At 60.0% G+C, this 13,352-nt stretch carries 15 protein-coding genes and 1 pseudogene; 12 read left to right on the top strand and 4 right to left on the bottom strand.

Features of this window, described 5'->3' with window-relative positions; all coding sequences use genetic code 11:
* Positions 1-60: 60 nt before the first annotated feature.
* Positions 61-351, bottom strand: a complete 291-nt coding sequence (locus tag HU722_RS05015; RefSeq protein WP_139114552.1) for a DUF3565 domain-containing protein — start codon at positions 349-351, stop codon at positions 61-63.
* Here HU722_RS05015 and HU722_RS05020 point away from each other — a divergent pair.
* Positions 350-835 (top strand): FKBP-type peptidyl-prolyl cis-trans isomerase, encoded by a 486-nt coding sequence (locus tag HU722_RS05020; protein WP_012722137.1) that lies wholly within the window; start codon positions 350-352, stop codon positions 833-835. The genes HU722_RS05015 and HU722_RS05020 overlap by 2 nt on opposite strands.
* 196 nt (positions 836-1,031) lie before the next feature.
* Here the strand turns inward: HU722_RS05020 and rpsT are convergent, their stop codons facing one another.
* The gene (rpsT, locus tag HU722_RS05025; RefSeq protein WP_003188401.1) at positions 1,032-1,310 is read right to left on the bottom strand and encodes a 30S ribosomal protein S20; all 279 of its coding nucleotides are present in this window, start codon (positions 1,308-1,310) and stop codon (positions 1,032-1,034) included.
* Between the two features lie 253 nt (positions 1,311-1,563).
* Between rpsT and murJ the strand changes: the two genes are divergently transcribed.
* From murJ to ispH, 6 genes are all read left to right on the top strand, one after another.
* Positions 1,564-3,102 carry a murein biosynthesis integral membrane protein MurJ gene (gene murJ / locus HU722_RS05030; RefSeq protein ID WP_065890550.1) on the top strand — a complete coding sequence of 513 codons (1,539 nt, stop codon included), beginning with the start codon at positions 1,564-1,566 and terminating at the stop codon, positions 3,100-3,102.
* Between the two features lie 119 nt (positions 3,103-3,221).
* A complete protein-coding gene (gene ribF, locus HU722_RS05035) occupies positions 3,222-4,160 on the top strand; it encodes a bifunctional riboflavin kinase/FAD synthetase (RefSeq protein WP_065890548.1) in 939 nt (312 codons plus the stop codon).
* 14 nt (positions 4,161-4,174) lie between these two features.
* Positions 4,175-7,006 carry an isoleucine--tRNA ligase gene (gene ileS / locus HU722_RS05040; protein ID WP_065890546.1) on the top strand — a complete coding sequence of 944 codons (2,832 nt, stop codon included), beginning with the start codon at positions 4,175-4,177 and terminating at the stop codon, positions 7,004-7,006.
* Positions 6,999-7,508: a signal peptidase II gene (lspA, locus tag HU722_RS05045; protein ID WP_065890544.1), complete on the top strand. Its 510-nt coding sequence runs from the start codon at positions 6,999-7,001 to the stop codon at positions 7,506-7,508. Before ileS ends, lspA begins: the two co-directional genes overlap by 8 nt.
* 7 nt (positions 7,509-7,515) lie before the next feature.
* Positions 7,516-7,953, top strand: a complete 438-nt coding sequence (locus tag HU722_RS05050; protein ID WP_175403053.1) for an FKBP-type peptidyl-prolyl cis-trans isomerase — start codon at positions 7,516-7,518, stop codon at positions 7,951-7,953.
* A gap of 185 nt (positions 7,954-8,138) precedes the next feature.
* Positions 8,139-9,086, top strand: a complete 948-nt coding sequence (gene ispH / locus HU722_RS05055; RefSeq protein WP_012722142.1) for a 4-hydroxy-3-methylbut-2-enyl diphosphate reductase — start codon at positions 8,139-8,141, stop codon at positions 9,084-9,086.
* Between the two features lie 19 nt (positions 9,087-9,105).
* Here the strand turns inward: ispH and HU722_RS05060 are convergent.
* A pseudogene (locus HU722_RS05060) lies at positions 9,106-9,621 on the bottom strand (GspH/FimT family pseudopilin); the annotation flags it as partial.
* 193 nt (positions 9,622-9,814) lie between these two features.
* Here HU722_RS05060 and pilV point away from each other — a divergent pair.
* The 5 genes from pilV to thiO all read left to right on the top strand — a co-directional run bounded on the left by pilV (position 9,815) and on the right by thiO (position 13,126).
* Positions 9,815-10,300, top strand: a complete 486-nt coding sequence (pilV, locus tag HU722_RS05065) for a type IV pilus modification protein PilV (RefSeq protein ID WP_065879642.1) — start codon at positions 9,815-9,817, stop codon at positions 10,298-10,300.
* The gene (locus HU722_RS05070) at positions 10,297-11,004 is read left to right on the top strand and encodes a PilW family protein (protein WP_065890543.1); all 708 of its coding nucleotides are present in this window, start codon (positions 10,297-10,299) and stop codon (positions 11,002-11,004) included. Before pilV ends, HU722_RS05070 begins: the two co-directional genes overlap by 4 nt.
* A 6-nt stretch (positions 11,005-11,010) precedes the next feature.
* Positions 11,011-11,541: a pilus assembly PilX family protein gene (locus HU722_RS05075; RefSeq protein WP_065890542.1), complete on the top strand. Its 531-nt coding sequence runs from the start codon at positions 11,011-11,013 to the stop codon at positions 11,539-11,541.
* A gap of 11 nt (positions 11,542-11,552) precedes the next feature.
* Positions 11,553-11,954, top strand: coding sequence for a type IV pilin protein (locus HU722_RS05080; protein ID WP_065890541.1), 402 nt, complete (start codon positions 11,553-11,555; stop codon positions 11,952-11,954).
* A 62-nt stretch (positions 11,955-12,016) separates the two neighbouring features.
* Complete coding sequence (thiO, locus tag HU722_RS05085) at positions 12,017-13,126, top strand: glycine oxidase ThiO (RefSeq protein ID WP_065890537.1); 1,110 nt, start codon at positions 12,017-12,019, stop codon at positions 13,124-13,126.
* On the opposite strand, the gene HU722_RS05090 is transcribed toward thiO, so the two are convergent.
* The gene (locus tag HU722_RS05090) at positions 13,113-13,346 is read right to left on the bottom strand and encodes a PP0621 family protein (protein ID WP_065875164.1); all 234 of its coding nucleotides are present in this window, start codon (positions 13,344-13,346) and stop codon (positions 13,113-13,115) included. The genes thiO and HU722_RS05090 overlap by 14 nt on opposite strands.
* Between the last annotated feature and the right edge of the window lie 6 nt (positions 13,347-13,352).

A 13,352-nucleotide genomic window follows, 5' to 3' on the forward strand; every position in this document is an offset into this window, starting at 1 on the left:
ATGGCTTGGGTGGCGCTCTATGGCTGAGCGTCTACCGGGAATCAGATGCCAAGGTTATCGTTATTCGTGCACTTGCGCACACCAGCCGCAGGCAAAGGGCTGGCCTATTTTTTCAATACGTTGCGCGCGGTCAAGCACCCACGCGCGCGACTGCCAGGGCGGCTGGTGGCGCAGGTGCTGGGTGTGGCCGCAGGACAGCTCGGCAACCCAGTGCCGGTCTTCATCCTGATGAAAACCGGTGATCGTCGAGTGGCTTGTCTGACCCCGTCCGTCCGGGTTCTGTTCGCTTTCGGGCAAATCCTTGTTTAGACTTGTCCGTTCTTCATTCTTATGCAAAAGGTCTCGCCCCATGACGATCGCCGCTAACAAGGCTGTCTCCATCGACTATACCCTGACCAACGACGCTGGTGAGGTCATCGACAGCTCCGCCGGCGGCGCGCCGCTGGTCTACCTGCAAGGCGCAGGTAACATCATCCCAGGCCTGGAAAAGGCCCTGGAAGGCAAACAAGTTGGTGATGAGCTGACCGTTGCCGTAGAACCTGAAGATGCCTACGGCGAATACTCGGCCGAGTTGGTCAGCACGCTGAGCCGCAGCATGTTCGAAGGCGTTGACGAACTGGAAGTAGGCATGCAGTTCCACGCCTCCGCTCCGGACGGCCAAATGCAGATCGTCACCATCCGTGACCTGGACGGCGACGACGTTACCGTCGACGGCAACCACCCTCTGGCTGGCCAGCGCCTGAACTTCCAAGTGAAGATCGTTGCCATCCGCGACGCTTCCCAGGAAGAAGTGGCTCACGGCCATGTCCACGGTGAAGGTGGTCATCACCACTGATTGATGCATTGATCAGCTGGTAGCAAAAACGCCCCGACTGGTTCGGGGCGTTTTTTTTGTGCTCGAAAATACACTGCTCCCACATTTTGATCTGCGCACTCCACATATCGGGCGCAAACAAAAATGCCCCGGACCTTTCGGTACGGGGCATTTCTTAACTGTTTCACAACCTGGGTTGCGTTGCAGTTGTTACCACTTAGGCTGCAGCAGGAACGCTCAGAGCCTTGATGTGGCCATTCAGGCGGCTCTTATGACGAGCGGCCTTGTTCTTGTGGATGATGCCTTTATCGGCCATACGGTCGATAACTGGCACAGCCAGAACGTAAGCAGCTTGGGCTTTTTCAGCGTCTTTGGTGTCGATGGCCTTAACTACATTCTTGATGTAGGTACGAACCATGGAACGCAGGCTGGCGTTGTGGCTGCGACGCTTCTCAGCCTGTTTTGCACGTTTTTTGGCGGAAGGTGTGTTGGCCACCGTCGAGCTCCTCGAAAGACTTTTTAGGAAATAGCAAACAAAATAGGCCGCGAATCATGCCGATGACTTGATGTGTTGTCAAGAGCGGCTGATGCGAACTGCTGAGTGGTCGATCTGAAGAGGCGGGTGATTTATTTCCGGCGCTTGACCTGTAAACTCGCGAGCTTTGGCTCTGTGCTGTTGCAGGCGCGCAGTATCGCATAAGTGGGCGCTTCTTTCGCCTGCTGTTTATCTATAGGCGCAAACTCTTTCAATGAATCTGCTCAAATCGCTGGCCGCCGTCAGCTCTATCACAATGATCTCCCGGGTTTTGGGGTTTGTGCGTGACACCCTGCTGGCGCGCATTTTCGGCGCCAGCATGGCCACGGATGCCTTCTTTATTGCCTTTAAATTGCCCAACCTGCTGCGGCGAATCTTCGCCGAGGGTGCGTTTTCCCAAGCGTTCGTGCCCATCCTGGCGGAATACAAGACCCAGCAGGGTGAGGAAGCGACGCGCACTTTTATCGCCTATGTCTCGGGCCTGTTGACCCTGGTGCTGATGCTGGTGACCGTGCTCGGCATGCTTGCTGCTCCCTGGGTCATCTGGGCCACAGCCCCGGGTTTCGCCAATACACCAGAAAAATTCGCGCTGACCACTGACCTGCTGCGGGTGACCTTTCCTTATATATTGCTGATCTCCCTTTCATCGCTGGCCGGGGCGATCCTCAATACCTGGAACCGCTTCTCGGTGCCGGCCTTCGTGCCGACCCTGCTGAACGTCAGCATGATCATCTTCGCGCTGTTCCTCACGCCGTACTTCGATCCTCCGGTGATGGCGTTGGGCTGGGCAGTGCTGGCCGGCGGCCTGGCGCAATTGCTCTACCAACTGCCGCACCTGAAAAAAATCGGCATGCTCGTATTGCCGCGCCTGAACCTCAAGGACACCGGCGTCTGGCGCGTGATGCGCAATATGCTGCCGGCGATCCTCGGCGTCTCAGTCAGCCAGATTTCCCTGATTATCAACACGGCGTTCGCTTCGCTGCTGGTGTCCGGCTCGGTGTCGTGGATGTACTACGCCGATCGTCTGATGGAATTGCCGTCCGGCGTGCTGGGCGTGGCGCTGGGCACGATTTTGCTGCCAACCCTGGCGCGCACTTACGCCAGCAAGGACCGCCAGGAATACTCGCGCATCCTCGATTGGGGCCTGCGCCTGTGTTTTGTACTAGTGCTGCCATGTGCCCTGGCCCTGGGGATTCTGGCGGAGCCGCTGACCGTGTCGCTGTTTCAATACGGCCAATTCGATGCCCATGATGCATTGATGACGCAGTACGCACTGGTCGCCTATTCCGTAGGGTTGCTCGGCATTATCGTGATCAAGGTGCTGGCACCAGGCTTCTACGCCCAGCAAAACATCCGTACACCGGTCAAAATCGCCATTTTTACCTTGGTCGTAACGCAGCTGCTCAACCTGGTGTTCATCGGTCCGTTGGCCCATGCCGGCCTGGCACTGGCTATCAGCGTCGGTGCGTGCATCAACGCCGGGCTGTTGTTTTACCAGCTGCGCAAGCAGCAAATGTTCCAGCCGCAGCCCGGTTGGGGCCTGTTTGCGCTAAAGCTGCTGGTAGCGGTGGCGGTGATGTCGGCCGTGCTGCTGGGCTTGATGCACTATATGCCCGCCTGGGACGAGGGCCACATGCTGCAGCGCTTTATGCGCCTTGGCATGCTGGTAGTTGCCGGTGTGGTGGTGTACTTCGGGATGTTGCTGCTGCAAGGCTTCCGCCTGCGGGATTTCAATCGCAAGTCACTGAGCTAGAGAGTTTGCCGCGATAAAACGGTTGTTTTATCGATTCGATCCACTTGGCCTGTGCTGTTGCCTGTCGTCCGGGGCCGGGTGTGGTTATAATCGACCACTTTATGAGCAAGAAGCGCGTTATGCAGCTGGTTCGAGGTCTCCACAACCTGCGCCCTGAACATCGGGGCTGCGTCGCCACTATTGGCAACTTTGACGGTGTTCACCGTGGCCACCAGGCTATCCTGGCCCGGCTGCGCGAGCGCGCAGTCGAGTTGGGCGTGCCCAGCTGCGTGGTGATTTTTGAGCCGCAGCCGCGGGAATACTTTACCCCCGGGACAGCGCCGGCGCGTCTTGCCCGCCTGCGGGACAAGCTGCAACTGCTGGCGGAAGAGGGTGTAGACCGCGTCCTCTGCCTGGCTTTCAACCAGCGCTTGCAAAGCCTGAGCGCTGCCGAGTTCGTCGACCGCATCCTCGTCGATGGCCTGGGTGTGCAGCATTTGGAGGTCGGTGACGACTTCCGCTTTGGTTGCGACCGCGTCGGGGATTTCGATTTCCTGCTACAGGCCGGTGCCAACCAGGGGTTTACCGTCGAAGCCGCGCAAACCGTCGAACTGGACGGCCTGCGCGTGAGCAGCACCCAGGTGCGTAACGCCCTGGCTGCTGCCGACTTCGCCTTGGCCGAGCGTTTGCTCGGCCGTCCGTTCCGCATTGCCGGACGGGTCCTGCACGGCCAGAAGCTGGCGCGCCAATTGGGCACGCCAACCGCCAACGTGCAACTCAAGCGTCGTCGTGTGCCACTGACCGGGGTGTATCTGGTGAGTGTCGACATTGATGGCCAAGCGTGGCCGGGAGTCGCCAACATAGGCGTCAGGCCCACGGTTGCAGGTGATGGCAAGGCCCACCTGGAAGTACACCTGCTGGATTTTGCCGGTGATCTGTATGACCGGCGTTTGACGGTGGTTTTCCACCAGAAGCTGCGTGAAGAGCAGCGTTTCGCCTCCCTTGAGGCGTTGAAAACGGCGATCAATGCGGATGTCGCCGCCGCCCGTGCACTAGCCGCACCTAGCGCCCATCGCTAACCGAAGAGCCTTAAATGACCGACTATAAAGCCACGCTAAACCTTCCGGACACCGCCTTCCCAATGAAGGCCGGCCTGCCACAGCGCGAACCGCAGATCCTGCAGCGCTGGGACAGTATTGGCCTGTACGGAAAGTTGCGCGAAATTGGCAAGGATCGTCCGAAGTTCGTCCTGCACGACGGCCCTCCTTATGCCAACGGCACGATTCACATCGGTCATGCGCTGAACAAAATTCTCAAGGACATGATCCTGCGCTCGAAGACCCTGTCGGGCTTCGACGCGCCGTACGTCCCGGGTTGGGACTGCCACGGCCTGCCGATCGAACACAAAGTCGAAGTGACCTACGGCAAGAACCTGGGCGCGGATAAAACCCGCGAACTGTGCCGTGCCTACGCTACCGAGCAGATCGAAGGGCAGAAGTCCGAATTCATCCGCCTGGGCGTGTTGGGCGAGTGGGACAACCCGTACAAGACCATGAACTTCAAGAACGAGGCCGGTGAAATCCGTGCCTTGGCCGAAATCGTCAAAGGCGGTTTCGTGTTCAAGGGCCTCAAGCCCGTGAACTGGTGCTTTGACTGCGGTTCGGCCCTGGCTGAGGCGGAAGTCGAGTACGAAGACAAGAAGTCCTCGACCATCGACGTGGCCTTCCCGATCGCAGACGACGCCAAGTTGGCCCAGGCTTTTGGCCTGGCAAGCCTGAGCAAACCGGCTGCCATTGTGATCTGGACCACCACCCCGTGGACCATCCCGGCCAACCAGGCGCTGAACGTGCACCCGGAATTCACCTACGCCCTGGTGGACGTCGGTGATCGCCTGCTGGTGCTGGCCGAGGAAATGGTCGAAGCCTGCCTGGCGCGTTACGAACTGCAAGGTTCGGTGATTGCCACTACCACCGGCTCTGCGCTGGAACTGATCAACTTCCGTCACCCGTTCTATGACCGCCTGTCGCCGGTGTACCTGGCTGACTACGTCGAACTGGGTTCGGGTACTGGCATTGTTCACTGCTCGCCGGCCTATGGCGTGGACGACTTCGTGATCTGCAAGAAGTACGGCCTGGTCAACGACGACATCATCAACCCGGTGCAAAGCAACGGCGTCTACGTGCCGTCGCTGGAGTTCTTCGGCGGCCAGTTCATCTTCAAGGCCGACCAGCCGATCATCGAAAAGCTGCGTGAAGTCGGTGCGCTGATGCAAACCGCGACCATCCAGCACAGCTACATGCATTGCTGGCGCCACAAGACTCCGCTGATCTACCGCGCCACCGCGCAGTGGTTCATCGGCATGGACAAAGAGCCGACCCGCGGCGACACCCTGCGTAATCGCGCGATCAAGGCTATCGAAGAAACCAAGTTCGTCCCGGCCTGGGGCCAGGCGCGCCTGCACTCGATGATCGCCAATCGTCCGGACTGGTGCATCTCCCGCCAGCGTAACTGGGGCGTGCCAATCCCGTTCTTCCTGAACAAGGAAAGCGGCGAGCTGCACCCACGTACCGTTGAACTGATGGAAATCGTTGCCCAGCGCGTTGAACAGGAAGGCATCGAAGCCTGGTTCAAAATGGACGCCGCCGAACTGCTGGGCGATGAAGCGCCGCAGTACGACAAGATCAGCGACACCCTCGACGTGTGGTTCGACTCCGGCACCACCCATTGGCACGTCCTGCGCGGCTCGCACCCAATGGGCCACGAGACCGGCCCGCGTGCCGACTTGTATCTGGAAGGTTCGGACCAACACCGTGGCTGGTTCCACTCGTCGCTGCTGACCGGTTGCGCCATCGACGACCACGCGCCGTACCGCGAACTGCTGACCCACGGCTTCACCGTCGACGAGACGGGCCGCAAGATGTCCAAGTCGTTGAAGAACGTGATCGAGCCGAAAAAGATCAACGACACCCTGGGCGCCGACATCATGCGTCTGTGGGTAGCGTCGACCGACTATTCGGGCGAGATCGCCGTGTCGGATCAGATCCTGGCTCGTAGCGCCGATGCCTACCGCCGTATCCGAAATACCGCACGCTTCCTGCTGTCGAACCTGACCGGTTTCAACCCGGCGACCGATATCCTGCCGGCCGAGGACATGCTCGCCCTGGACCGTTGGGCTGTGGACCGTACCCTGTTGCTGCAGCGTGAGTTGCAGGAGAGCTACGGCGAATACCGCTTCTGGAACGTCTACTCGAAGATCCACAACTTCTGCGTGCAGGAGCTGGGTGGTTTCTACCTCGACATCATCAAGGATCGCCAGTACACCACCGGCGCCAACAGCAAGGCACGCCGCTCGGCGCAGACTGCGCTGTACCACATCAGCGAAGCGCTGGTGCGCTGGATCGCGCCGATCCTGGCGTTCACCGCCGACGAACTGTGGGAATACCTGCCGGGCGAGCGTAACGAGTCCGTGATGCTCAACACCTGGTACGAAGGCCTGACCGAACTGCCGGCCGACTTCGAACTGGGCCGCGAATATTGGGAAGGCGTAATGGCCGTCAAGGTTGCGGTGAACAAGGAGTTGGAAGTGCAACGTGCGGCCAAGGCCGTCGGTGGCAACCTGCAAGCCGAAGTCACCCTGTTTGCCGAGGAAGGCCTGACCGCCGACCTGGCCAAGCTGAGCAACGAACTGCGCTTCGTGCTGATCACCTCCACCGCGAGCCTGGCACCGTTTGCCCAGGCTCCGGCGGACGCGGTTGCCACCGAAGTACCGGGCCTCAAGCTCAAAGTGGTCAAGTCGGCCTTCCCTAAGTGCGCCCGTTGCTGGCACTGCCGCGAAGATGTTGGCGTGAACCCTGAGCATCCGGAAATCTGTGGTCGTTGTGTCGACAACATCTCGGGTGCTGGTGAGGTTCGCCACTATGCCTAATGCCGGTCGTTTCGGACGTCTGGGCTGGCTCGTACTGAGCTTGCTGGTGCTGGTCATTGACCAGGTCAGCAAGGCTCATTTCGAGGGCACTCTGGAAATGTTCCAGCAGATCGTAGTCATCCCGGATTACTTCAGCTGGACCCTGGCCTACAACACTGGCGCGGCCTTCAGCTTCCTCGCTGATGGAGGCGGCTGGCAGCGCTGGCTGTTCGCCGTGATCGCGGTGGTGGTCAGTGCGGTGCTGGTCGTGTGGCTCAAGCGTCTTGGTCGCGATGACACCTGGTTGGCGATCGCCTTGGCTCTGGTGTTGGGTGGCGCGCTGGGCAACCTGTACGATCGCATTGCCCTGGGCCATGTGATTGACTTCATCTTGGTGCATTGGCAGAACCGTTGGTACTTCCCGGCTTTCAATTTTGCCGACAGTGCCATCACCGTCGGTGCAATCATGCTGGCGTTGGACATGTTCAAAAGTAAGAAAACCGGAGAGACCGTCAATGACTGATCAGGTATTGGCTGAGCAACGCATCGGCCAGAACACGGAAGTCACCTTGCATTTCGCACTGCGCCTTGAGAACGGCGACACGGTCGACAGCACGTTCGACAAAGCCCCGGCTACCTTCAAGGTGGGCGACGGCAACCTGCTGCCGGGTTTCGAAGCGGCCCTGTTCGGCTTCAAGGCGGGTGACAAGCGTACCCTGCAGATCCTGCCGGAAAACGCCTTTGGCCAGCCCAACCCGCAAAACGTGCAAATCATCCCGCGTTCGCAGTTCCAGGACATGGACCTGTCGGAAGGCCTGCTGGTGATCTTCAACGATGCGGCGAATACCGAGCTGCCCGGCGTGGTGAAAACCTTTGATGACGCGCAAGTGACCATCGACTTCAACCACCCGCTGTCCGGTAAAACCTTGACCTTTGACGTTGAAATCTTCAGCGTTAAAGCGCTTTAAACTGACAGAAGCGGTTCCTGTGTGAGCTGGCTTGTGTGGGAGCTGGCTTGCCTGCGATGCAGACGACTCGGTGTATCGACTACACCGCGGTGATGCTATCGCAGGCAAGCCAGCTCCCACAGGAGTCGGTTTCCCCAAGGGCTGTGTTGATCTAATTTCTTGCAGGGCAAGACACGAGGCACAGCATGCAAATCAAACTCGCCAACCCCCGTGGCTTCTGCGCCGGTGTGGACCGGGCGATCGAAATCGTCAATCGCGCCCTGGAAGTCTTCGGGCCGCCGATTTACGTGCGCCATGAAGTCGTCCACAACAAATTCGTGGTCGAGGACCTGCGCGCGCGCGGTGCCATCTTTGTCGAAGAGCTGGACCAGGTGCCGGACGACGTAATCGTCATCTTCAGCGCCCACGGTGTTTCCCAGGCCGTGCGTACCGAAGCGGCAGGCCGTGGCCTGAAAGTCTTCGATGCCACCTGCCCGTTGGTCACCAAGGTGCACATCGAAGTCGCGCGCTACAGCCGTGACGGTCGAGAGTGCATCCTGATCGGCCATGCCGGCCACCCGGAAGTTGAAGGCACCATGGGCCAGTACGATGCCAGCAATGGCGGGGCTATCTACCTGGTCGAAGACGAAAAGGATGTTGCCAATCTTCAGGTGCAAAACCCTGAACGCCTGGCATTCGTGACCCAGACCACCTTGTCTATGGACGACACCAGCCGCGTTATCGACGCGCTGCGTAGTCGCTTCCCGGCCATCGGCGGGCCGCGCAAGGACGACATCTGCTACGCCACCCAAAACCGGCAGGACGCGGTCAAGCAACTGGCCGATGAATGTGACGTGGTCCTGGTGGTCGGCAGCCCTAACAGCTCCAACTCCAACCGCCTGCGTGAGCTGGCTGAGCGCATGGCAACCCCTGCATACCTGATCGACGGCGCCGAAGACATGCAGCGCAGCTGGTTCGATGGCGTCGAGCGCATTGGTATCACGGCGGGTGCTTCGGCCCCGGAAGTGCTGGTGCGCGGCGTTATCCAGCAGTTGCATGCGTGGGGTGCCACCGGTGCGGACGAACTGGCGGGTCGCGAAGAAAACATCACGTTCTCCATGCCCAAGGAGCTGCGGGTTCGCTCGCTGCTCTGATTGTCCGGGTGCCGGATTAGCTCCGGCACAATGCCTGCTCGGCACGGTCGCTGCGCAGGCTGATGCGCCCGCTGGGCGCCAGTACGACCTGATACAGGCTCTGTGGCTGCTCCGAGTCGCACACATGCACAGTACCTGCACGAAACCCTCCCCCTGAAAATATCGGCTCGCCCAGCCCGCTGAAGCGCACCTGGTTCTTGAGCGGCCCATTGCCGACGATCGGGACCTTCCCGCTGTCCTGGTGCTCCAGCAATACCGGGTTTTTATCGTCCAAGTGGCCGCGTCCGCTCTCATCCACGATCACCCGCCAACCCCGGCTCCAGTCTTCGTCCAGCGCGTGAATGACCACCGCCCGATTGCGTGCGACGGCTTCGGTGCGTGCGTAGCGCAGTCCTCCCGCCAAGGACTGTGCCGCGCTATGTCGTTGCTGTGATTCCAGCAGGCTCTTGAAACTGGGCACTGCCAGGTTAGCCAGGACGCTGCTCACGATCAGTCCGAGTAGCAGTTCAATCAGGGTGAAACCTCGTTGTTGCATATGCCATCCCTCCATGGATTTGAGTACAGCCATAGGTATAGCGCCCGTGCTGTGGCGCTGGATGGTGGCCTTTATGTCCAAAGTATTTCGCTTTGTTCCGGGAGCAGCGCGGGTGAAAAACCGACGCTAGTCTTGGGCCGTACAGCAGATTTCAGCTGCTTTTTTCTGGCCTTCGACACGGATGACGACGGTAATGCTTGCCTGCCCAAACACCAGTTTTCCCCACGCCTTACTCCGGCACCAACGCGGCATGACGCTGATCGAGGTGTTGGTTGCGGTGCTGATTCTCACCATCGGGCTGTTGGGCGCGGCGGTGATCCAGCTCAATGCGCTGAAATACACCGACAGTGCCAGGATGACCAGCCAGGCCAGTTTCATTGCCTACGACATGCTCGACCGAATCCGCGCCAATTCCGCTGCCGACTACGCATGGGAGCGGTCCGAGCGTGCTCCGGCGAGCAGCGCTACCGCTAGCGTGCGCGACCAGGACCTGCATGATTTCGAGGCGAATATTCTCGGCTTCGCCGGGGAGAGCGCCAAAGGCGCGGTGTCGATCAGTGCAAACGAAGCCACTGTCAGTATCAGTTGGGATGACAGTCGAGGCGCTAACAGCCCGGGTGCTCGGGAAACATTCATTCTGACCAGTCGCGTCAGTGATGAGCCGGGGGTGACGCAATGAGGCGTCGCACTCGGGGTTTCAGCTTGGTGGAATTGCTGTTGGCTTTGGCGATGGGCTTGGTGCTGGTGCTAGGGGTCAGCCAGGTGGCGGTCAATTCCAGGACCACCCACGACAGCCAGCAGGCCGCCATGATGCTGCAGGATGATGCGCGGTTCGTGCTGGGCAAGATGAGCCAGGATATCCGTCAGGCGGGCATGTTTGGCTGTTTGGCCACGGAGTTTATCGACAACGCTCCTCCGGCCTTTGATCGGCCTGTCAGTTGGAGTGCTGGGGCGGGTGCAAGGTCGCTCACGCTGGTGACCGCGGATGTCGGCAATGAGAGTGGCAAACCCGATTGGACGGTGCTGTCTGACTGCACAGGCAGCGCCCAAGCGTATGCCGGAAATTCCCCTGTGCCTGCACCCGGACAGATCCGTTTTGCACTGCGCCAACTCACGTACATCTTCGAAGCGGGCCAATTGAAGGTCAGCACGCCTGCGGCCCCTGCCAAGGCAGTGCTGGTGGATAACGTGCAGGCATTCGATATCAGCTTTGGCGTGGCTGCCAAACCCGCATCAACGGAGGTGGTGCGCTACGACCCGAGTCCGGCCGCCGTATCCCTGATACGCAGTGTGCGCATCCTGATGACGCTGCGAGATCCGACCGACCGGGTTAAAGATCAAACCTACAGCGTCGTGGCGGCGCTGCGAAACCGTCTGGGGTAAGCCGCCATGATGCTGACAGAGGGTATTCGTTTGCGCCAGGCGGGCATGGTTCTGCTGATCAGTCTGGTGTTCCTGTTGCTGGTGTCGCTGATCGGTTTGTCATCGATGCAAGGCGCAGTCACCCAGCAAAAGATCGCCGGTAGTCTCTGGCAGCGCAATCAGTCGCTGCAAAGTGCCGAGAGTGGCTTGAGGCGCGGCGAGCAGGCCATACAGCGGTCATTTGCGGCGCTGCCGTTGTGTCAGTCGATAGTTGCCTGTGCGCCGCCGCAAGCAGCATTTTCAGTGGTCGGGGCTGGAATGGACCCTGTTTCGGGCGTCACCTGGGTTGCGCTTAAGGGTGGTGTATACGGCATTCAGTTCCTCGGCCCCGGAGTAGGGTTGGCCCGTTTACCCGCGCAAACACCCGCTGCGGTGTACCGAGTGACGGCTGTCGGGCTGAGCGGCCAACTGCGCACGGTGCTGGAGAGCGTCTACGCGCGGGTGGAAGAAGAGGGCGGCTCACGTTTTCGGCGTGTGGCATGGCGACAACTTCAATAAGGAGCAATGTGATGGGCATGGATAGCCAGGGTTTTACCCTGATCGAGTTACTGATCGCTGTAGCGATCATCGCGGTTCTGGCCGGGATCGCTTATCCCGGATACACCGGCCATATGAAAAAGGTGTATCGCGCTGAAATCGTCGCGTTGTTGACCGAGCAAGCTCAACAACTGGAGCGCTTTTATACGAGGAACGGTACTTTTATTGACGCAAGCGGCGTCAGTGCGGGCAATGATCGCTATAGAATCAGCGCTGCATTGAACCCTCAGGATTTCCAGCTGGTGGCCACGCCTGCCGTCGACTCGATAATGGTCGGCGACCCTTGCGGCGACTTCAGCCTGACCAGCACCGGTGCGCGGTCCAATCCGGGCGCGGCGCCGGACATGTCGCGCAAGCTGTGCTGGGGGCAGTGATGAGGGTGCTGGATGATTGGGCGCCGGGTGCGCTTGTTCCTATTTATCGGCTGGATCAAATGATGGCAGAGCAACAGCAGGTAGTGATTGTCGGTGGCGGGGTCATCGGCTTGTTGACGGCGTTCAACCTGGCGACCCAAGGGCAAGCGGTGGTGCTGCTGGAGCGCGCGGGGTTGGGGCAGGAGTCTTCCTGGGCGGGTGGTGGCATTGTTTCGCCGCTGTATCCGTGGCGCTACAGCCCGGCAGTTACCGCGCTGGCGCATTGGTCCCAGGATTTTTATCCACAGCTGGCAGAACGCTTGTTTACTGCGACGGGTGTCGACCCTGAGGTGCATACCACTGGATTGTACTGGCTGGACCTGGACGACGAAGCCGAAGCCCTGGCTTGGGCTGAACGTGAGGGCCGGCCGTTGAGCAAAGTGGACGTGTCAGCCGCCCATGATGCCGTTCCGGTGCTGGGCAGTGGGTACTCCCAGGCGATCTATATGGCCAACGTCGCCAATGTGCGCAACCCGCGCTTGGTCAAATCCCTCAAGGCTGCACTGCTGGCGCTGCCCGGTGTGACCATTCATGAACAGTGCGAAGTGACCGGGTTTGCCCTGGACGCTGGCAATGTGGTGGGCGTGAAGACGGCCGACGGCCCGATCTTCGGCGATCATGTCGTTCTTGCGGCGGGCGCCTGGAGCGGTGAGTTGCTTGGCACACTCGGCTTGGCGCTACCGGTGGAGCCGGTCAAAGGCCAGATGATCCTGTACAAATGCGCCTCTGACTTCCTGTCGAGCATGGTCCTGGCCAAGGGGCGCTATGCGATCCCTCGGCGTGACGGGCACATCCTGGTCGGCAGTACGCTGGAGCATGAAGGCTTCGACAAGACTCCCACTGAAACAGCGTTGGAAAGCCTCAAGGCGTCAGCGGTGGAGTTGATTCCTGCCTTGGCGGACGCCGAGGTTGTTGGGCACTGGGCCGGATTGCGCCCAGGTTCGCCGGAAGGTATCCCTTACATCGGCCGCGTGCCGGGCTTCAAAGGGTTGTGGCTCAATTGCGGGCATTACCGCAATGGCCTGGTGCTTGCGCCGGCGTCCTGCCAATTATTTACCGACTTGCTGCTGGCGCGTACGCCAATTATCGACCCGGCGCCTTATGCGCCCGAGGGTCGGATCAACGCTGGATAGACTTCGGCCCCTGCTCCAGATGCGCCTGGGTGCAATACCACTCCTGGCGCGAGCCCAAGGCACGATCCTGCGGCAGGTGCACGCCGCAGTGGGCGCAACGCACCATCAAGGCGGCGTCGGGCTCACTGGCGCGTTGCTGTTTGGCGGCCGGGCTTTTGAATTTGCGCCAGAACCATACTGCAGCGGCAATGACGGCAATCCAGAACAGTAGACGAAGCATGATGGG

Origin of the sequence: Pseudomonas tritici, assembly GCF_014268275.3 — a bacterium.
GTDB classification, from domain to species: Bacteria; Pseudomonadota; Gammaproteobacteria; order Pseudomonadales; family Pseudomonadaceae; genus Aquipseudomonas; species Aquipseudomonas tritici.